Consider the following 17,379-nt stretch of genomic DNA (forward strand, 5'->3'; position numbering starts at 1 on the left):
TTTTTCAGCTCTCTCTTTCTAAAATCAAGATGCTCCAATTATACTACATTGGGTATATTTTTAATATCAATTATATATCGTTAAAATTAATACTTCTCCAGCTCAGCTTCTAAAGCTTCCCTTAGCGTGTCCACTTCCAATACGACAGAATCTGTGTTTGTTGGGAAAATGGAAGGTTTGATTCCATCAGATTTCATCCCCGGAAGCCATTTTTCGAGGAAGTGGACCAAATCAATACTTTTTGCTCTAAACCCTTCCCATTCTTTTTTTGCAAAAGTCTCTGCGAACTTCGCATTAGGAAAAAATGGGATCAGTGTATTGCCCATATCATCTTGGGCTGTTGCCCAGCCAACGTTATATAGTCCCCAGACCTCTTCATAATCCGCTGTTTTTTTAATGAAGTATTCATATCTTATAACTGCCGGCTGGCTGATGACTGCTTCAAATTCACGTAGATTCAATTTCAGCTCTCCTATCGTTGTCCATCCTTACGAGCCTGGATGTACCCATAATACGCGCAAGTACCATTTTGCGAAAGATCCTTAACCTCAAACCCGCATTTTTCGTAGAAGTTAAAATTGCTGGCAGAAGTATGGGCAAACCAATCTCCGTGAGGAAGCTTTTGTACACAAAGCTGCACAAGTTTCTTGCCAATACCTTTTCCTCGATATTCTGATAAAACTGCCAAGTCCATAATGTTCGCTGCCATAATCTGATCCGAAATGACCCTGACCATTCCAACCATTTCATTTTGGTCCCAAACGGTAAATGCCCAAGTGGAATTTTTGAATATCAACGAAAACTTTTCCTTTTGCCAAACTGGAGTATTGCTTGCCCAACCTGCGTCTTCAAAAAGCTTTTCAACATTATCCGCCTGTATCCCTTCCGTGCCTTCCCGTATGACAAGTCCATTAAAATATTGATACATATATGATCCCCTTTTTAAAATTCCTTAGGTTTGATATTCGGTATTGGTCTGTACATGTCCTGCCATAGATTAACAATTGCTGTTGGTCTGGTTATTTCGGTCTTAAATAACAAAGCCTATTTATAGGAGGTGCATATTCTATGGTTAGGATCCATAATCCAGTTAAAGGCAATAAAAACAAAGTCGGTGCTGACGGCCAGCTTCATGGAGGCGTAATGGAAACAGCGGATGAATTTTTTGATTCGATTTTTCAGCAAGGCACTAAACGTCAGGAGCAAGATAAATCAAACACAAAAAAATAACGCCATTTCCGGCGTTATTTTAATCTAGTCATGTTTGATTTAATCCGTATTCCAATTTGTCCATTAAACTCTTCTTAGTAGACATTTCGATCCAATCCATACCTCAAAATGTCTATTAAATCCTGTTCCTTAGACATTTCGATTTCATCTAAGCTTCAAAATGTCTAATAAATCCCTCTTCTTACCCATTTTGATTCCATCCACACATTAAAATGTCCTTAATAGTCTCTATAATAAGAAAAGCACCCATCGCTAATCAATGAGTGCTTGTCCTTTATTATTTTCCTGTCTGCTTGTTCATTGCTGACATCATTTGATTGATTTTCTTCTGGGATGGTTTCATACCCATCTGCATCATCATCATTTTAAGCATTTGTTCGTTAATTGGCGGATTTTTCTTTAAGTAGCTCTCCATGTATCTACGAGCAATGAAAAATCCTAGCGCTACACCGACAATTAATGCCAGTATACCAACTAGAATAAACTGCCACACCATAAAAACTTCCTCCTTCATGTTGTCTAACATACAGTGTACTAAACCAACAGCTATTATACAATATCTGTTGGTTTTTTTCTCTATTAAATGAACTCAATTTGAAAAATTTTTGTATTTACTTTACTAATCATGAACCAAAAACATTTATCAATGAGTACTTCAACCTTCATTATATATATTTACGTTCTTTAATCGGCTTGAGCCAGCCGTATTTGCTTGATTTAAGGTCAATAGCCAGGAATGATGATTCACATTTACGGAGAATTTCAAAAAAAACCGTTTCAGCGTCAACTTGTCCATGGGAATCCAACTCCAGCCATTTCTCATGTACTTTAAGTGTGGCTGAACTGTTATTTGTATTATTTTCATAAATATATGTGCCGTTCTGAACATGAAATCCTTTTGCCTTCGAAAGCTGTTGATGCAGGAGCTGATGGATGCGAAGCACTGGAATGGATTTGGTTACATACTTGACTTGCTTGGCAATGATCGATTTTAGATCGTTGTTCGCTTGACTATATTCCAAAAATAATTCGTAAAACATCCGTTCTCTTCCGAAATAATGGGAGGCAAATTCATCTTCTATTAGATATAGCTGGTAGGATCTCATTTGATCCCCTCCTCTGCAGACAAGCTTTTGTCTTTATTATAGGAAAACGATCAGTCTGCGTTTGTCTAAAGGTGCCGCAAAAATCCACTAATTATGTCGAATTCAAAACTTTCTTACTTTTTAAATATAAATTTCTTTTATTCAGCTGTCCAGGAATTACAAGCTTAAGAACTTTTTATGCCAGAAAAGGAATAGGAGGTTTTAATCAGGGGAATATATCAATGTTAATTAGACAGAGAAAGGATGACTATGCATGGCTACAGTGCTTTACATTTCAGCGAATCCAAAACCGGTTGAAGAATCGTTCAGTTTATCGGTTGGGGAGGAGTTCATAAAAGCCTACCGTAAAAACAACCCTGAAGATGAAGTCGTCAGATTGGACCTTTATAACATGGACGTACCATTCATAGATACAGACGTTTTCAGCGGCTGGGGCAAATTACAGCAAGGATCTGCTTTCGATCAGCTTAGTGATGATGAAAAACAAAAGGTTAGCGCGATCAATCAACTAACAGACCAGTTTGTTAACGGAGATAAATATATCTTTGTCACTCCTTTTTGGAACTTCAGTTTCCCGCCAAAAATGAAAGCTTATATTGATAACATTGCGATTGCCGGGAAAACATTCAAGTATACTGCAGAAGGCCCGGTAGGTTTACTTGAAGGCAAGAAAGCTCTGCACATCCAGGCCCGTGGCGGCGTTTACTCAGAAGGACCTGCGAAAGATTTGGAATTCGGAGACCGTTATCTCCGCGCAGTTCTTTCATTCTTGGGTATTAGCGATGCACAAACATTGGCAATTGAGGGAATGGCAGCAATGCCTGATAAAGCACAGGAAATCAAACAACAGGCCATTCAACGTGCGATTGAGCTTGCAAATCAATTTTAATTCAGTAAAAAAAAGCCTTTTTCTAGGCTTTTTTTTACTGAATTATTTTACTCCGTCCAGCGGTATGTCTTTGCGGTGGTCGAAACTGTAAACAGCACTTTCCAAGATTGCCTGTTCTTCTGAGTTCGCTTGCTGAACTGCCTGATTTCCTGCCGCACCGTCCAGTGGAATGTCCTTTCCATATTCAAACATTTACATACACCTCCTGATTTTTAGTATGGGTATTTGTTACAAATATATTTACCGTCTTCATTCTTTTTCCCTGCTTTATCCTTAAAATTTTCTTAAATAAAAAAACACCCGAATATTCAGATGTTTTTAATTCGTTTTCTTATCACTCTATTTAAAAAGAGCGTTGCGTACTTTCCTCGTTTAAATTAGCTGGATTACTCACTGTAATTGATTCCATATGTTTTGCTACCTTCGTGCTATAGGTGAAATCACCATAGCAATAAGGATAACGGAAATTGTTCTTATCACCGCCGCAATTATATGTTTGCGGGTTTTTTTCAACCTGGAGCAACGAAAATTCCTTTGCCAGCTCCTCGGTATGCTTACCCCCATTTTTCGCCACAAAATCAATATAGCCGATTCCCATGTTGTATGACTGGATGACTGCAGCGAAGTCTACTTGCTTCTTATTTCCATATTCCACAACTCGATTGAAATACTTTACACCTTGCTGGACGCTTTTTCTGGGATCCTGAATCGTATTTGGTGGCAGACCGGCAGATTCAGAGGCTTGCATAGGATCGCCTCCCTTCCCCCGGCTCTCCTGCATCATTAAAGCAGCGACAGTGATGGTATGCTCGTCCAGCCCCACCTTTTTCAATTCTTCCTCAATCATCGGAGTGTATTTGGCCACTTCTCCAATTGAACTATTCACACCAACATTCATTTTTTTGAAGCTTTGATTATATAAATCCAGAAATCTATCAAGCAAGAAAAATCCAACGAAGGCTACAAATAATAAAATTGCCAGATTGAAGTTTCTCTGGACTAGTTTTTTCTTTTTGGGTCTCTTCTTTGTGTATTTCATCCATTACTTCTCTCCCAATTACGTACTTTCTCTTCCTCCTATTGTATAAAATAATACGAAAAGTTGAAAGGGAGCTGCAATCATTATTGCAGCTCCTTCTCGTTAATTATTCTTCATAAATCATTTTACGTGTCATCCCACCATCGATAACAAGATCTTGTCCATTTATAAAATCATTATCCGGGTCAGCTATATAAAGACAGGCTTTGGCTATATCTTCTGGTTTACCTACACGGTTAGACCAATGCTGAAGATGGTCTTTCTCTCTGAGATCACCATAATCCTCTGTTTGAATCCAGCCAGGACTGATAGAGTTTACCGTTATTCCCTTTTCTTGAAGTGAAGCTGCCAGGGCATGAGTCAAAGCAAGGATTCCACCTTTGGATGATGCATAGGCTTCTGAGTTCGGTTGAGACATGGTTGCCCTTGTAGAAGCAATATTTATGATCCGGCCACCTGCCTCCATCCTGCGGGCAGCTTCACGAGAACCGATGAAAACACTCCTTAGATTCGTGAACACAACATCCTCCCATTCAGCAGTCGTCAGCTCAAACAGAGATTTGAATCTAGAAACACCAGCATTGTTGATTAAAATATCGATCTTTCCGAAGTCTTGCATAACTTGATCCAGCAGGCTGACCAGGTCTTCTTCTTTCCTTACATCCGTTCTGTAAAAGACAGCTTGTCCTCCTAGCTCTTTTAGCTTGGAAACCAATTCTTTCCCCTTTATTTCATCTGTATCGGCTATACATACATGTGCTTTCTCAATAGCATATGCTTTCGAAATTCCTTTACCAATCCCGTTAGATCCACCAGTTATAATGACCGTTTTCCCCTCAAACTTACCTGACATTTCCTTACCTCCTATTAAACGAAATTAACATTATCATTGATTCCACATCGATTATGGTTTCAATCCTTTTAATTAAAAATAAGCCAGACTGCCTTAACAGCTCAGCTCATGCTTTTTTAGCTTCTTCAATTATTAATATGAAAAATGTTTTCGCTCTTATCACGGGGTAATCTCAACAACTTTTATGATTGACTTTTCTAAAGTAGTTCCTCAGTTTCACAACTTATATATATTTTCATAAAAAACGAGCATGTACCTAAATGGTCTCATGCTCGTTTTAGTATGGATCTTAGTTTTGCTCAAGCAAAGCTTTCACTCGTGCAACTACATTGTTCACGGAGAAGCCGTACTCTTCGAGGATCTTTTCACCTGGGGCAGATGCACCAAATGTATCAATCGCAAGTACTTCACCCTCATCACCAACATAACGATGCCAGCCAAGTGAAGAACCCATCTCGATTCCAAGGCGTTTCTTGACCGACTTTGGAATTACACTTTCTTTATATTCCTTTGACTGCTGTTCGAAACGGTCCCATGATGGCATGCTCACAACCGCTACGTCGATGCCTTCAGAAGCGAGAGCCTCTTGTGCGTTCACTGCAAGGCTGACTTCTGAACCTGCTGCCAGAAGCAATGCATCAGCGTTGTCTTTTCCAGCTGGAGAAATGACGTAAGCACCTTTAGATACGCCTTCGTATGCGTTCTTGTCAGTATCTTTGATTGTCGGCAGGTTTTGACGAGTTAACACAAGAGCGGTAGGCGTCTTAGTTGATTCAACTGAAAGCTTCCATGCAGCCGCCGTTTCGTTACCATCTGCAGGGCGGATGACTGACAAGTTCGGCATAGCGCGAAGTCCAGCAAGCTGCTCAACTGGTTCATGTGTAGGACCATCTTCTCCAACTGCGATGCTATCATGTGTGAATACGTATGTTACAGGTAAGCCCATTAACGCAGCAAGTCGGATTGCTGGCTTTAAGTAGTCGGAGAACACGAAGAATGTTCCGCCAAATATCTTAAGTCCGCCGTGGAGTGCCATACCGTTCATCGCAGCACCCATAGCGAATTCACGAACACCAAACCAGATGTTGCGGCCTTCGAATGAACCCGGGAAGAAATCACCTGATCCCTTGATCATTGTTTTGTTTGATCCGGCAAGGTCAGCAGATCCGCCGATCAAGTAAGGAAGGTTTTTCGCGATCCCATTAAGTGCTTCTCCAGAAGAAGCACGGCTCGCAAGGCTTTTTCCTTCTTCATATACAGGGATGTCCTTATCCCATCCTTCAACTAACTCACCCTTCATTGACTTTTCAAGCTGGGCTCCCAGTTCAGGAAATTCACTCTTATATTTTGCGAAAAGCTCGTTCCAAGCCTGTTCCGCTTGTTCACCTTTATTAGCGATTTGTTGTTTGAAGTGATCGTAAACTTCACTTGGAACATGGAAGTCTTCTTCAAAAGTCCACTTATAAGCTTCTTTAGTTAGCTTCAATTCGTCCGCACCAAGAGGAGCACCGTGAACATCTGATTTACCAGAAAGGTTAGGTGATCCATAACCGATAACCGTCTTGACTTCAATCATTGTTGGACGGTCTTCATCCGTCTTTGCTTCTTCAATTGCTTTGGCGATTTCTTCAAGATTGTTACCATCTTCGACACGGATGTACTGCCATCCATATGCTTTAAATCGGCCCTCAACACTTTCTGAGAATGACTTATCAAGATCTCCATCCAAAGAAATATCGTTCGAATCATAAAGAACAATCATTCTGCCTAGCTTCAGGTGAGCTGCCATTGAAGCTGCTTCAGCAGAAACACCTTCCATTAGATCGCCATCACCGCAAATACTATATGTATAGTGATCAACGAGATTGTAATTATCCTTATTGTAAACAGCAGCGAGATGGCGCTCAGCCATTGCCATACCAACAGCCATAGCAATTCCCTGGCCAAGTGGTCCAGTTGTTGCGTCTACCCCAGCAGTATGACCAAACTCAGGGTGTCCTGGAGTCTTGCTTCCCCATTGGCGGAATTGTTTAATGTCATCCATTGTCAGATCATAACCTGCAAGGTGCAGCAAGCTGTATAACAGCATAGAACCGTGTCCAGCAGACAACACAAAGCGATCGCGGTTAAACCATTCAGGATTTTTAGGATTGATGTTCATGTAACGAGACCACAATGTGTATGCCATTGGAGCTGCCCCCATTGGCATGCCTGGGTGGCTGGAATTTGCTTTTTCAATTGCATCAATTGATAAAGTACGAATGGAATCAATCGAAAGCATATCAATTTCTTTAAACATTATATACATCCTTTCTATAGGTACTGGCTACATCCTTAATATTATAGCGAGAGAAATCATTATACAACAAATTGTGCCTGAAAGAGACAGAAATGGCCGTATTGTTATCTATTTTGACACAAATGAGCTGTTGATATGTAAATAAAGCCTTTGTAAACGAAAAATAATCCATAGCAGTACGTTAGAAATCAAAAGCCTTCATTGTATCTGGGTAATCCCTTAGGATAATTCCCACTTATTTAGGGAGTTGAACCAAACCACATTATTAACTTCGAAAAATTCGACAAAATAAAAATGGAATACATGTACTATGTATTCCAAATCAGTATCTATTTAATGAAGCTTTTTCTTCGCTTTTTCTTCCTTGAGCTTATCAGGCGTAACATCATTGCCTTCTGGATCCACGATGGTAACACCTTTAAGTGTATTGAGCATAGAAGACCGGAAAGACTGGAGATATTCGGCACGAAGCTTCGTTTGTTCCTTTGCTTCTTCTTCCGTCAATTGAGATGATTTTGCTTTCCTTGCCAGTTCATTGATTCTAGCAATTTTATCACTTGATAGCATTGTAAAGCTCCTTTGTTAAAAATTACGTCAAATGACATCTTACTAAAATTCTAGGGATTTTACAAGAATAGAGCTTCGTTATTCTTTAGTGTCAATATACTCAAGATATCTTCGGTTTACAGTAGCCTTAGAAACGTTATACCCAAATCCTCTTAATGTTGCAGCTATTTCAGCAAAGGTCAGTCCATTATTACGCAGCTTAACGATTTCCTCAATTGGCATTTCTTTCCGGTCACGCCCAGAATGCTCCCCTTGATTTTTCAGATTACGCTGTGGCTTGTATCCATGCTCAATCGCTCGTTTCATACCTCGCTTAATCTTAATATTATGGATCTTCCTCTGATACTCTTCCACCATACTGACAATCTGCAGCACCATAGAATCTGATTCAGAGAGCTGGAGTTCTCCACTGTGGGAGACACTATATAATTTCACATTTTCTTTTAATATACAATGAAGAATTGCCACCTTGGCATTACCCCTTCCAAGTCTGGTTTCGTCCTGGATGAGCAAGGCCCCTATCTTCTTGTCCTTGATCAGTTCCAGCAATTGGAGGATCCCTTCCCTTTCAAGGTCATACCCACTAGCTTTTTCTTTAATGATACTTGCTACTTCAAAACCATAATTGCTAGCCAGACGCAGCAACTCTTCTTCCTGCCTTGCCAGCGAAGTTTCCTGCGTTTCCTTCGTTGTACTTACGCGGCAATAAACAATTGCTTTCATGTAGTCACCTTATTCTAGTCAAATCTATCTTTCTGCTCCTGCAATTTGGGTAGGTTCCATCCGTTCAGCTACAACGGGAATTACCAATTCATCTCCCGGAAAGACCTTTTCCCCAATGATTCCGTTTTCTTTTTCTACCCAGCTAACGAATTCATTTTCGGTAAAATTATGTTCACTGGCAAATGTCTCTGCAATTTCCCATAATGATTGTCCTTCTTCTATAGTAACAGTTATGTATGCATCTTCGTTATTAAGTTGCGCTTTTGCTACGAGCGAAAAGATTAAGCTGACAGCAAGCAGGATCATGGCATATGAATAGTTTTCCCATAGTTTTTTCATTAACAGCACTCCTTGCGAATGTATGTTCGATTAATTGATTTCATTATAAAACGAACATTTGTTTCGTGTCAACTCAAAAATTCGAACTTATGTTTGTATCTGTGGAATAGACATGGTATAATTAGGACAAGAAAATATACGAGGTGCGTGAATATGACAAAGTTATCTAAGCGTCAACAAGATATATTTGAATTCATAAAAGGCGAAGTCAAGAAAAAAGGGTATCCGCCATCCGTACGCGAAATCGGTGAAGCTGTTGGGCTTGCTTCAAGTTCCACTGTCCATGGACACCTTGCAAGACTTGAGAGCAAAGGCTTAATCCGACGTGACCCTACCAAGCCGCGTGCAATTGAAATTCTTGAAATAGAAGAAGATAGCCGCATTCCTAAATATAATGTGGTAAATGTACCTGTTGTCGGTAAAGTAACAGCTGGTATGCCGATCACGGCCATTGAAAATGTAGAAGAGTACTTCCCTCTTCCAGATCGCCTTGTTCCACATGATGAGCAGGTTTTCATGCTGGAAATCATGGGTGACAGTATGATTGAAGCAGGTATCCTAGATGGTGACTATGTTATTGTTAAACAGCAAAAAACTGCTAATAACGGTGACATTGTTGTAGCGATGACAGAGGAGGATGAAGCAACAGTTAAGCGCTTTTTCAAAGAAAAGGATTATTTCAGGCTCCAGCCGGAAAACCCTACGATGGATCCAATTATCCTTCGTAACGTATCCATACTCGGTAAAGTTATCGGTGTATACCGGCATATGCATTAGAAAGCAAGCGGGCTCCGCTTGCTTTTTTCTATCAATTAAACTTTTATCATATGAGACTAGCACATTTAAGTATTAATTAGGCAGAAACCCTAACAACTTGTACCTCTCCACATAAGATAATGTGTAAGTATCTTTCATGAGGAAGGAGTTGAGTTTCTAATGGGATACAATCGTAATGACAACGATGTAGCAGGCGTATTCTACCCTAAGCGTGACAGAGACAGAGTCAGGGCAACTGTTGATTTTGATGACCTCTGCCGTGCTGTACGTCGTTGTATCATTGAGGATTTAGTAGCAGGTGCTCAGGATGATCGAGATGATGATCGTGACCGCCGCCGAAGAAAGTGTGGCTGCAAATTCTAACACCAAACTAAAAGAATCCCGAAAGGATAGTCCTTTCGGGATTTGTCTATTTCCATTGAATATTTTGAACAGGCAGTACACCTTTTAACTCTTCATTGTACACAGCTTTTTGATTTTGAGTAAGCCATACATGTACAGCTCCGCTATCTTGATTGGTTCTGATCAACCGTCCCATTCCTTGTCTTAAGCGTAGGAGCATATAAGGTATATCTACCTCTGCAGTTGGATTATCCGCATGCTTTCTTTTCGCCTGGAAGACTGGGTCATGAGGCGGGAATGGCAATGAGGCAATGATGACTTGAATCAGTGACTCTCCTGGCACATCCAATCCTTCCCAAAGACTGTAGGAACATAAAACCGTCTCAGTTACAGTCTGGAATTCTTTAACCGTTTCACTGATTTCACGGTCACCTTCAAACAAGATAGGGAAACTCCATTCTTGTTTTTCAGTCCATGCCCGGAATCGTTCCATTTCCTGCATTGACGAGAATAGAACAAGCGAGCTTCCATTGCTGCTTATAATGTCCAACCCTATTTTATTCCATTTTTTTACTTCTTCATCCTCGATGTGTCCAACCAATTCCATTTGTTCTTCATAATCAAATGGTGACGATACAGTAAAGGATGAGTATTTTTCGATTCCTAGGCTTTTCGCTATATAGTTGAAATCTCCCGCTTGAGACAAGGTGGCTGAAGAAAATACAAACGGGATATTTTGTGAAAATACTTCTTTTTTCAATATATCCTCAACTAGTCGAGGCATGATGACTAGAGATGTTTGCACTTCATTCTCTTCCAGCCAGAAAATCCCTTCGTCGTTCTTCAAGAAAACGGAAAGACCGTATGCGAAAAACTCGAGATACTCTTCCATGATTTTTAAATGGTATTCGTCAATCAGGAACATTTCCGCGTCAAACACCAGCTGGTCCATTAAATCGCTAACCTTTTTCTCTAGTGTTTCTGCAGTTTTCCTGATATTTGATAGCATCGGTACTTCTTTTCGATTAGAACCTTCTTTCGCAGATGAGTTTTCAACCAAAAGGTCAAACCATGAATCATGAAGCTCTAATATATCCTCAATTAAATACAGTGATTCCTCTCGAACGTCCTGGTGCATATATCCTGTCAGGACAGTGGTCAAAGTTTGTGAGTTGAATCGGTATGTTAGTCCTTTTTGAGCTGCAAATTCAAGCAAGTGACCCTCATCAAAAATCACGGTACTTGCATCTGGAAGCAATGGCATCTGCCCTTCCCTTTTACGGGAATCTTTCGTCCAGACATGCTCCATGTAAAAATCATGTGAGCAAATAATCAAATCGCCGGCATGGCGATAGTAATCACGGTTCAATGTTTGGCCGCAACGGTGGCGCCAACTGCATGTTGAGCATTGCTGAAGTGGATCCCAGGCCATTGAAGCCCAATTTTCATTTGTCACCCATGGATATTCCTTTCGGTCACCATAGCGAGTGAATGAATTCATTGAAATCCCTTCATCAAAGATGAAATCTGGCAACTGATCATGGACGTCAAGGATTTCTTTTACATCCGAGGTGTTTGAAAGGTCATCAAGCTTTTTCACGCACACATATTGCTCTCTTGCTTTTGCCAATCGGACATCGACCTTCAACCCGAGCGCTTTTTCGAGTTTTTCGATATCACCGCCCTCTTTAACGAGCTGTTCAATCAGTGTTTCGTCCGAGCAGGAGACAATCGCCGGCTTACCCATGTATCTTGCGTATAGGATGGCATAAATGAGATAGACGAATGTTTTACCGGTGCCTACGCCAGCTTCGGCGAAAACAATTCCTTTATTCTTGAAGGGCCTGCTCCACTTGGAAGGCCATATAAATCTGCTCATCACGGAGTTCATAGCCCTTTTCAGGCAATATATCGTAAAAGACATCACCAATGTAATCCCCCTAATAAATCAAAGAATGTATCGTTTTTACTGATTGTAAATGGAAGTTTATTTGTCATTCAGGTTCTCCTCGACTATTGATTCCGGCAAAAAAGCCAGCTTTTATCATAACAGATAATCCGTCATTTAGTGAAAGAAATGAAATAAAAAATATAGGTAAAAATCCTAATACCAACATTAGGAATAAACTGTTAAAATAATCCTGAATCTACTTATAGAAAATTTTTATGAAATCTAAAAAAAACATTTACCTACATAGTTAAATAATACAGACTCAATATCGGGCGAAAATGAAAAACAATGGTATAAAGAATTTACTGACTCGGAATCCAAAACTTGATATGGAGGGAATACAAGAAGTATGAAAAGAAATGATTGCATCATTCGTAAGGAAAAGTCAGGTGATTATTCAGGGATAAGAGAGATTAATCATAGGGCTTTTGAGAATGGAGAAAATGAAGCCAAGCTGGTTGAACTTATACGGGCTTCTGAACATTACCATCCTGACTTGAGCCTGGTAGCTGTTAAAGATGATGGTGAAGTCATCGGACATATCCTATTCAGTATCATCAACCTTGTTACCGAGCAAGGCACTGTTCCAACATTAGGTCTTGCGCCAATGGCAGTGAAACCAGATTATCAAAATAGCGGAATTGGTTCTGATCTCGTCAACAAAGGTATCAAAACATGCAAGGCTTTAGGTTATCAGCATATATTTGTCCTTGACCATCCGAACTTCTACCCTCGCTTTGGATTTTCGCCAGCAAGCCAATTTGGGATAGATTCTCCTTTCCCAGTGCCAGACGAGGTATTCATGGCACTTGAGTTAAAGACAGGCTCTTTATATGGATTACAGGGGAAAATTGAGTATCCGCCTGCATTTAATGCTGTAAGTTAAACTTAAAAGTGAGGAGATACTGAGCATCTCTATCTCACCTCACTTTTTTTAAACAATAAATCATAAAAAGTGATGCCAAGAGCCAACCCAAAAGGAGCTCCAAAGTCCAGGTTATCAAGCCGCTCTGACCAAAGTAAATAGTTTGAGATGTAAGTTACAGTCATTAAGAATACAAAGGTACCCGCGAATTTCAATATAGGTTTTTTAATATCGATTCCAGGTAATTTCTTCATATTCATAATGACGAGGATCATTTGAAAAAGCCCAAATAACAGCAGGAATATAACAAACCCAATTACAAATCTAAAGGAATTTGGCGTGTCGATATCTGTTAATATAATAAACATCGTACCAAGCAGGCCGATTAGAAATACTACATAAAGCAGAATAGTAATCCACTTTTCTTTTTTGCTAATCACTGTTAATCCCCTACTCCCCAACAAACAATTCAGATTCAAGTACCTCAACCTGCTCTTTATCTGTTAACCTGCCGTAACCCTCATTTTCTTTGTCGCTGATAATAGTAGCCGTTTCTCCTTCAAACCAAATCCGATATTGATACAATCTTTCAGGCATATTCTTTTCTTCCTGGATAAAGAAAGTGGCTATCATACCTTCTATTCTTGCCATTTCAACTTTCGTGTTAGGCGACCACTTAATTTTATCGAAGGCTTGCTGAATCTTTTTCAGCCTTTCAATTGAGGCAATGGTTATTTCTTCACGATCTTTCATCCCCTCTTCAGATATCTTCTGCACATCTATCCTCGTGAGCTGCGGATCAAAACTCTCACTGCAGCCTGCAATGGAAAGTAAAATCACAAGTAACCCTACACTAAGTTTTTTCATCTTAATCCCCATCCTGTTTGCGATTTGCTCTTAAATCAACCAGATGGTAGTTTTCTTCTGAGATTTCCTCAAGTGAAGTGATAACTTCAAGAAACCGCTTGTACAAAACCTGAATTTCCGGCTGTTGGTCTATGATTTGAATGGTATCATTAAAAACATTTTCATTTTCATATGTATGTATCTCAAGCCATTTCGTTTTATCTGTCTTGCTTTGGAGATGAAGTGTCTTTTTGTCTAGGAATCTAGAATAAACCCGGTCTGCTTCTCCCTGGATTTTCAGGTATTCCTGTTCTTTGCCTGACTTTATATGGTAACTATATATTTTTACAAACACTTTAATCCCCTCGAATCCGTTTTTAACTTAATATCATTCATATAAATCTCCCATATTATTAGTTAGGGGAATATTGTTTTCTTCCAGTTTCTCCATGATTTTGAATCTGTTGTTCTGCACCTTGCTGTTGTAAGGCAGTTCAATCACTTCTCCAGCTTCTGTGACAAGATTTAAATGATCCACTACGGTTACCCCATTATTTTTCACGAAAATTTCTTTTGCTTCTTTAACATCCTCCCAATAATAGGAGTTGATGGTGTTGAACGTTTTATAATCATTAAAATGCATTCCCTGATCATCAAGGTAATAATAGTTTGACACGCCGAACATGAAGAATGGTACGCACCCTAACATAACGAGAAGTGAGATCCACTTGATGCCCTTCCATTCGAACTTCCACGTGAAAAATAAATATAGAAGTAGAGTTACCGCTATCCAAAGCATTCCAATCATGAAAATTACATATGCAGATGATGGTGTATCATAAAACCATTTATCCACTGACAGGTAAAGATAATCCTGAATAATATACACAAAAACGAGAGGCATAAACAAACTGCTGATGATTAAAATAATTGCTGTCACAAGGATTACATTAGATGAATTCTCTGTATTTAAACTTAAACGCGCCATCATATTTCCTCCTTCTCCCTGGATAAATGTTAATACGTTTAACCAGGGAGAAGGTTTCAAATATTCCAAAAATTTACTGGAGCAAAATTTATGGAACAATCCACATTAAAAATGCTTTTCCAATGGCTCCGTACACTGTTTGTAGCCATTTCTTCCATAAAACTCAATGCTCGTATCGCTCGGCCACACGATTATGAACTCGAACTTCATTTCATCAGCCCATTCATTGACACGTGACAGCAACTTGCTCCCTGTCCCTTTTCCCCTATATTCTGGAACAGTGTATACATTGGTCATATAAGCAAACGGATGAGTGAACCTGCCTGGACGCGGAACCTTATGAATCAGTTCAACGTAAATATGGGAAACGATTTCCCCTTCATTCTCAGCAATCCAGACAAACCATTGCCCACTTTCCAGCACAGATTCAAGGAACCCTCTGCATTCTTTTTCAAAAGAGCTATACCCTACTCCCTCACCCATTTCGGGGTAATCTTCGAGCGTAAAGTCCCATCTCATTTTTATTAATTGATCAATATCCCTTTGATTCGCTAATCGAATTACCATGTTTCCCTCCGTTGATATAAAAATGTTCGCTGCTTTTAGGTGATGTTCCTCTGCCCTCTTATCTGCTTTCCTTTCTCTTTTTCGCAAAAAAATAACTCAATCCAAAAGGAATCAATGGAACGAGAGCTAACAGCCTAAACCCATTTTCCGCTCCCAGAAAGTACAGGGACGGATGGGTAACTGCCATTCCGCCGATAAGCAGAAGCCTCCAGGATTTATTTATCAAGCCCCAAATAAACAGGAAACCGAACGCTACAATCAATAGCCAAAATATTGTCCCAGCCATATCTCATCCCTCCTAAAAAACTTCATGAGTGTTTTTCTTCAATGCACCCAAATCATATAAAATGCCAGCATCGCTATTCTCACACCACATTTCCTTCACTTTGCTGCCTTCAAATAAAAAAATCATGATCCCTGTCTCTTTTACTCGCTGACTTTCAGATGGGATATCGAACCAGCCGCCTTTGTATGTCATCCAGCCGGTGTAACGTACTACCAATTTATTGCCCTGCTCAATCAAATCATCCAGCACCCAAATATCGTCATGAAAAACGGATCGGTACCATTTCATGAAATTTACCATTGATTCCCTTGAGTTTTCACCATTACGCGAATGGTAAATAAAATCCTCTGTAGTCAGTTCATCTATCACATCGAGATTCCCCTCTGTAAAATATTCACTGAACCATCTTTCAGCTAGTAATCTCTTATCATCGCTAATCATATCCCCACTCCTGATCAAAGTTTTTTATCCAGCAGCCACAGGCCACCAATGTTAACACCTCTGAATTCCTCCATATTACCTTGTTCATCTTTTAGCAACAATGCTCCTTTGGCGAACAGCAAATACCAATCAAACGAGTAGCCTTGGATTGAATAAGTTTTGATCTCAGTTTCCAACTCATCCTCTATAACTACCTGAGTGACTTTTACACATTCAATGCTAAAACAATTGTATTCCGTATGATCACTGATATGTTTCATAAACGATTGTTGATGATTCGGTACAGCTGCTCCTAAAAAAATCAAAAGAATAAACATGATACTAAATAGGTATGAATAGTTAAACTTATGCTCAATCAGTAAAATCCATAAAGCAACGGATGATAGAAAACTAACCCATAACAGCCAGCCAATGTCAAAAAACATATTTGCCAAGAAAGAGTTGATAGAAAGGAAGATCAAATAACGAATAACTTTGGCGATTGGACGAGCTTTTATCTTTTCTTCTACTTCTTGCTCCAATCCAACTGTCTTTTTACTGATAAATAAATAATAAATGGAGTATAAAATCACTAAGCCCATACCTATTCCAGAAATAATTAAAGCACCTTTATCCATACATATCACCCTAACCGAAAAATTTCAACATCCTAAAAACTAAGGTTGAACCAGCAGCCATGCCCTCCCTGAATAATTTGTTATGCTCGGATAGAGATCCGTTAGGGTATGCTTATACCCTTTCACTAATGAAAAGTGAAACTGCATCAAACAACAAATTGGGCACTAGCTGTCCCTTCCTGGCTGAAGATGCCAGTTCGATCATCTCCGCATCTTCAGCAACTTTTAAAGCAAGAGATTCATATAACGGGCTTGACTCACTGCATTCATTAATTGAGAATTTTCTGAATTTATTAGAGATTATTAGAAATCAAATATCACCGAATCCTTTTATATAAAGACATAATACTGATTAGAATAATATAAACAGCAAAACCGGCAATCAGCACGAGAATCAAATAGTTTTCATGAATGAAAGTAGTAGGATGTTCTTTCGGACTAACGAATCCAAGTTCAAACGGATATGCTTCCTCCATTGGAGTCAATGAGGTATGCTGCTCAATAATTGGAAAGGTCTGTCCAAGTCTATGCTTGGTCAGATCATAGTCTGAAGTGACCGTGACTGAATCAAAAAGAGGAGTAATCGTCACTCCAATCCCAACCGATGAAAATGAAATCAGAATTAATCTAAGTGACAGCACTTTTTTTATCACA

Annotated in this window: 26 protein-coding genes and 1 pseudogene; 5 read left to right on the forward strand and 22 right to left on the reverse strand. The window is 39.5% G+C overall.

Annotated features, from left to right (window positions below):
- Nucleotides 1-86: 86 nt before the first annotated feature.
- Both LC048_RS11995 and LC048_RS12000 read right to left on the reverse strand, forming a co-directional pair.
- Nucleotides 87-461 (reverse strand): DUF2750 domain-containing protein, encoded by a 375-nt coding sequence (locus LC048_RS11995; protein ID WP_306050360.1) that lies wholly within the window; start codon nucleotides 459-461, stop codon nucleotides 87-89.
- A gap of 11 nt (nucleotides 462-472) precedes the next feature.
- Nucleotides 473-928, reverse strand: a complete 456-nt coding sequence (locus LC048_RS12000) for a GNAT family N-acetyltransferase (RefSeq protein ID WP_226601302.1) — start codon at nucleotides 926-928, stop codon at nucleotides 473-475.
- Between the two features lie 140 nt (nucleotides 929-1,068).
- On the opposite strand from LC048_RS12000, the gene LC048_RS12005 reads away from it, so the two are divergent.
- The gene (locus LC048_RS12005; protein WP_226601303.1) at nucleotides 1,069-1,230 is read left to right on the forward strand and encodes a hypothetical protein; all 162 of its coding nucleotides are present in this window, start codon (nucleotides 1,069-1,071) and stop codon (nucleotides 1,228-1,230) included.
- A 277-nt stretch (nucleotides 1,231-1,507) separates the two neighbouring features.
- On the opposite strand, the gene LC048_RS12010 is transcribed toward LC048_RS12005, so the two are convergent.
- Together LC048_RS12010 and sirA are read right to left on the reverse strand one after the other, a co-directional pair.
- Nucleotides 1,508-1,726 (reverse strand): YneF family protein, encoded by a 219-nt coding sequence (locus LC048_RS12010; protein ID WP_226601304.1) that lies wholly within the window; start codon nucleotides 1,724-1,726, stop codon nucleotides 1,508-1,510.
- A gap of 169 nt (nucleotides 1,727-1,895) precedes the next feature.
- Nucleotides 1,896-2,336: a sporulation inhibitor of replication protein SirA gene (gene sirA, locus LC048_RS12015; protein WP_226601305.1), complete on the reverse strand. Its 441-nt coding sequence runs from the start codon at nucleotides 2,334-2,336 to the stop codon at nucleotides 1,896-1,898.
- Between the two features lie 253 nt (nucleotides 2,337-2,589).
- Here sirA and LC048_RS12020 point away from each other — a divergent pair, with 253 nt between their 5' ends.
- Entirely contained in the window at nucleotides 2,590-3,225 is a 636-nt protein-coding gene (locus tag LC048_RS12020; protein WP_226601306.1) for an FMN-dependent NADH-azoreductase, read from the forward strand.
- A gap of 42 nt (nucleotides 3,226-3,267) precedes the next feature.
- On the opposite strand, the gene LC048_RS12025 is transcribed toward LC048_RS12020, so the two are convergent.
- From LC048_RS12025 to yneA, 7 genes are all read right to left on the reverse strand, one after another.
- Entirely contained in the window at nucleotides 3,268-3,417 is a 150-nt protein-coding gene (locus LC048_RS12025) for a hypothetical protein (protein WP_226601307.1), read from the reverse strand.
- Between the two features lie 151 nt (nucleotides 3,418-3,568).
- Nucleotides 3,569-4,264, reverse strand: coding sequence for a lysozyme family protein (locus LC048_RS12030; RefSeq protein ID WP_226601308.1), 696 nt, complete (start codon nucleotides 4,262-4,264; stop codon nucleotides 3,569-3,571).
- Between the two features lie 106 nt (nucleotides 4,265-4,370).
- On the reverse strand, nucleotides 4,371-5,117 hold the full coding sequence (locus LC048_RS12035; RefSeq protein ID WP_226601309.1) for an SDR family NAD(P)-dependent oxidoreductase: 747 nt from the start codon (nucleotides 5,115-5,117) through the stop codon (nucleotides 4,371-4,373).
- 289 nt (nucleotides 5,118-5,406) lie between these two features.
- Nucleotides 5,407-7,416 (reverse strand): transketolase, encoded by a 2,010-nt coding sequence (gene tkt / locus LC048_RS12040; protein ID WP_306050363.1) that lies wholly within the window; start codon nucleotides 7,414-7,416, stop codon nucleotides 5,407-5,409.
- A 333-nt stretch (nucleotides 7,417-7,749) separates the two neighbouring features.
- Nucleotides 7,750-7,983 carry a DUF896 domain-containing protein gene (locus tag LC048_RS12045; RefSeq protein ID WP_226601311.1) on the reverse strand — a complete coding sequence of 78 codons (234 nt, stop codon included), beginning with the start codon at nucleotides 7,981-7,983 and terminating at the stop codon, nucleotides 7,750-7,752.
- 78 nt (nucleotides 7,984-8,061) lie between these two features.
- Nucleotides 8,062-8,706 (reverse strand): YneB family resolvase-like protein, encoded by a 645-nt coding sequence (locus LC048_RS12050; RefSeq protein WP_226601312.1) that lies wholly within the window; start codon nucleotides 8,704-8,706, stop codon nucleotides 8,062-8,064.
- Nucleotides 8,707-8,730: 24 nt separating this feature from the next.
- Nucleotides 8,731-9,045, reverse strand: coding sequence for a cell division suppressor protein YneA (yneA, locus tag LC048_RS12055; protein WP_226601313.1), 315 nt, complete (start codon nucleotides 9,043-9,045; stop codon nucleotides 8,731-8,733).
- A 153-nt stretch (nucleotides 9,046-9,198) separates the two neighbouring features.
- Between yneA and lexA the strand changes: the two genes are divergently transcribed.
- A complete protein-coding gene (gene lexA / locus LC048_RS12060) occupies nucleotides 9,199-9,822 on the forward strand; it encodes a transcriptional repressor LexA (protein ID WP_226601314.1) in 624 nt (207 codons plus the stop codon).
- Between the two features lie 159 nt (nucleotides 9,823-9,981).
- The gene (locus LC048_RS12065) at nucleotides 9,982-10,185 is read left to right on the forward strand and encodes a hypothetical protein (RefSeq protein WP_226601315.1); all 204 of its coding nucleotides are present in this window, start codon (nucleotides 9,982-9,984) and stop codon (nucleotides 10,183-10,185) included.
- A 46-nt stretch (nucleotides 10,186-10,231) separates the two neighbouring features.
- On the opposite strand, the pseudogene LC048_RS12070 reads toward LC048_RS12065, so the two are convergent.
- Nucleotides 10,232-12,162 (reverse strand): annotated as a pseudogene (locus tag LC048_RS12070) (ATP-dependent DNA helicase).
- Nucleotides 12,163-12,464: 302 nt separating this feature from the next.
- On the opposite strand from LC048_RS12070, the gene LC048_RS12075 reads away from it, so the two are divergent.
- On the forward strand, nucleotides 12,465-13,001 hold the full coding sequence (locus tag LC048_RS12075) for a GNAT family N-acetyltransferase (protein ID WP_306050365.1): 537 nt from the start codon (nucleotides 12,465-12,467) through the stop codon (nucleotides 12,999-13,001).
- A 29-nt stretch (nucleotides 13,002-13,030) separates the two neighbouring features.
- On the opposite strand, the gene LC048_RS12080 is transcribed toward LC048_RS12075, so the two are convergent.
- From LC048_RS12080 to LC048_RS12120, 10 genes are all read right to left on the reverse strand, one after another.
- Nucleotides 13,031-13,420, reverse strand: coding sequence for a hypothetical protein (locus LC048_RS12080; protein ID WP_306050367.1), 390 nt, complete (start codon nucleotides 13,418-13,420; stop codon nucleotides 13,031-13,033).
- Nucleotides 13,421-13,430: 10 nt separating this feature from the next.
- On the reverse strand, nucleotides 13,431-13,847 hold the full coding sequence (locus tag LC048_RS12085; protein WP_306050369.1) for a hypothetical protein: 417 nt from the start codon (nucleotides 13,845-13,847) through the stop codon (nucleotides 13,431-13,433).
- Nucleotide 13,848: 1 nt separating this feature from the next.
- The gene (locus LC048_RS12090) at nucleotides 13,849-14,181 is read right to left on the reverse strand and encodes a hypothetical protein (protein ID WP_226601320.1); all 333 of its coding nucleotides are present in this window, start codon (nucleotides 14,179-14,181) and stop codon (nucleotides 13,849-13,851) included.
- A gap of 33 nt (nucleotides 14,182-14,214) precedes the next feature.
- Complete coding sequence (locus LC048_RS12095; protein WP_306050372.1) at nucleotides 14,215-14,817, reverse strand: hypothetical protein; 603 nt, start codon at nucleotides 14,815-14,817, stop codon at nucleotides 14,215-14,217.
- Between the two features lie 102 nt (nucleotides 14,818-14,919).
- On the reverse strand, nucleotides 14,920-15,381 hold the full coding sequence (locus LC048_RS12100) for a GNAT family N-acetyltransferase (protein ID WP_226601322.1): 462 nt from the start codon (nucleotides 15,379-15,381) through the stop codon (nucleotides 14,920-14,922).
- 58 nt (nucleotides 15,382-15,439) lie between these two features.
- Entirely contained in the window at nucleotides 15,440-15,667 is a 228-nt protein-coding gene (locus LC048_RS12105) for a hypothetical protein (RefSeq protein WP_226601323.1), read from the reverse strand.
- A gap of 12 nt (nucleotides 15,668-15,679) precedes the next feature.
- Nucleotides 15,680-16,108, reverse strand: a complete 429-nt coding sequence (locus tag LC048_RS12110) for an ester cyclase (RefSeq protein WP_226601324.1) — start codon at nucleotides 16,106-16,108, stop codon at nucleotides 15,680-15,682.
- Nucleotides 16,109-16,122: 14 nt separating this feature from the next.
- Entirely contained in the window at nucleotides 16,123-16,725 is a 603-nt protein-coding gene (locus LC048_RS12115) for a hypothetical protein (protein WP_226601325.1), read from the reverse strand.
- Between the two features lie 112 nt (nucleotides 16,726-16,837).
- Entirely contained in the window at nucleotides 16,838-17,029 is a 192-nt protein-coding gene (locus tag LC048_RS25075; RefSeq protein WP_371932064.1) for a DUF2332 family protein, read from the reverse strand.
- A 13-nt stretch (nucleotides 17,030-17,042) separates the two neighbouring features.
- Complete coding sequence (locus LC048_RS12120) at nucleotides 17,043-17,378, reverse strand: hypothetical protein (RefSeq protein WP_226601326.1); 336 nt, start codon at nucleotides 17,376-17,378, stop codon at nucleotides 17,043-17,045.
- Nucleotide 17,379 lies beyond the last annotated feature (1 nt).

Source organism: Mesobacillus subterraneus, assembly GCF_020524355.2.
GTDB classification, from domain to species: domain Bacteria; phylum Bacillota; class Bacilli; order Bacillales; family Cytobacillaceae; genus Mesobacillus; species Mesobacillus subterraneus_C.

Excerpts from the sequence above, each read along its gene's own strand:
- LC048_RS12000 (WP_226601302.1), bottom strand. The coding sequence starts at position 928 with ATGTATCAATATTTTAATGGACTTGTCATACGGGAAGGCACGGAAGGG.
- LC048_RS12005 (WP_226601303.1), top strand. The coding sequence starts at position 1,069 with ATGGTTAGGATCCATAATCCAGTTAAAGGCAATAAAAACAAAGTCGGT.
- LC048_RS12010 (WP_226601304.1), bottom strand. The coding sequence starts at position 1,726 with ATGGTGTGGCAGTTTATTCTAGTTGGTATACTGGCATTAATTGTCGGT.
- sirA (WP_226601305.1), bottom strand. The coding sequence starts at position 2,336 with ATGAGATCCTACCAGCTATATCTAATAGAAGATGAATTTGCCTCCCAT.
- LC048_RS12020 (WP_226601306.1), top strand. The coding sequence starts at position 2,590 with ATGGCTACAGTGCTTTACATTTCAGCGAATCCAAAACCGGTTGAAGAA.
- LC048_RS12025 (WP_226601307.1), bottom strand. The coding sequence starts at position 3,417 with ATGTTTGAATATGGAAAGGACATTCCACTGGACGGTGCGGCAGGAAAT.
- LC048_RS12030 (WP_226601308.1), bottom strand. The coding sequence starts at position 4,264 with ATGAAATACACAAAGAAGAGACCCAAAAAGAAAAAACTAGTCCAGAGA.
- LC048_RS12035 (WP_226601309.1), bottom strand. The coding sequence starts at position 5,117 with ATGTCAGGTAAGTTTGAGGGGAAAACGGTCATTATAACTGGTGGATCT.
- tkt (WP_306050363.1), bottom strand. The coding sequence starts at position 7,416 with ATGTTTAAAGAAATTGATATGCTTTCGATTGATTCCATTCGTACTTTA.
- LC048_RS12045 (WP_226601311.1), bottom strand. The coding sequence starts at position 7,983 with ATGCTATCAAGTGATAAAATTGCTAGAATCAATGAACTGGCAAGGAAA.
- LC048_RS12050 (WP_226601312.1), bottom strand. The coding sequence starts at position 8,706 with ATGAAAGCAATTGTTTATTGCCGCGTAAGTACAACGAAGGAAACGCAG.
- yneA (WP_226601313.1), bottom strand. The coding sequence starts at position 9,045 with ATGAAAAAACTATGGGAAAACTATTCATATGCCATGATCCTGCTTGCT.
- lexA (WP_226601314.1), top strand. The coding sequence starts at position 9,199 with ATGACAAAGTTATCTAAGCGTCAACAAGATATATTTGAATTCATAAAA.
- LC048_RS12065 (WP_226601315.1), top strand. The coding sequence starts at position 9,982 with ATGGGATACAATCGTAATGACAACGATGTAGCAGGCGTATTCTACCCT.
- LC048_RS12075 (WP_306050365.1), top strand. The coding sequence starts at position 12,465 with ATGAAAAGAAATGATTGCATCATTCGTAAGGAAAAGTCAGGTGATTAT.
- LC048_RS12085 (WP_306050369.1), bottom strand. The coding sequence starts at position 13,847 with ATGAAAAAACTTAGTGTAGGGTTACTTGTGATTTTACTTTCCATTGCA.
- LC048_RS12095 (WP_306050372.1), bottom strand. The coding sequence starts at position 14,817 with ATGATGGCGCGTTTAAGTTTAAATACAGAGAATTCATCTAATGTAATC.
- LC048_RS12100 (WP_226601322.1), bottom strand. The coding sequence starts at position 15,381 with ATGGTAATTCGATTAGCGAATCAAAGGGATATTGATCAATTAATAAAA.
- LC048_RS12105 (WP_226601323.1), bottom strand. The coding sequence starts at position 15,667 with ATGGCTGGGACAATATTTTGGCTATTGATTGTAGCGTTCGGTTTCCTG.
- LC048_RS12110 (WP_226601324.1), bottom strand. The coding sequence starts at position 16,108 with ATGATTAGCGATGATAAGAGATTACTAGCTGAAAGATGGTTCAGTGAA.
- LC048_RS12115 (WP_226601325.1), bottom strand. The coding sequence starts at position 16,725 with ATGGATAAAGGTGCTTTAATTATTTCTGGAATAGGTATGGGCTTAGTG.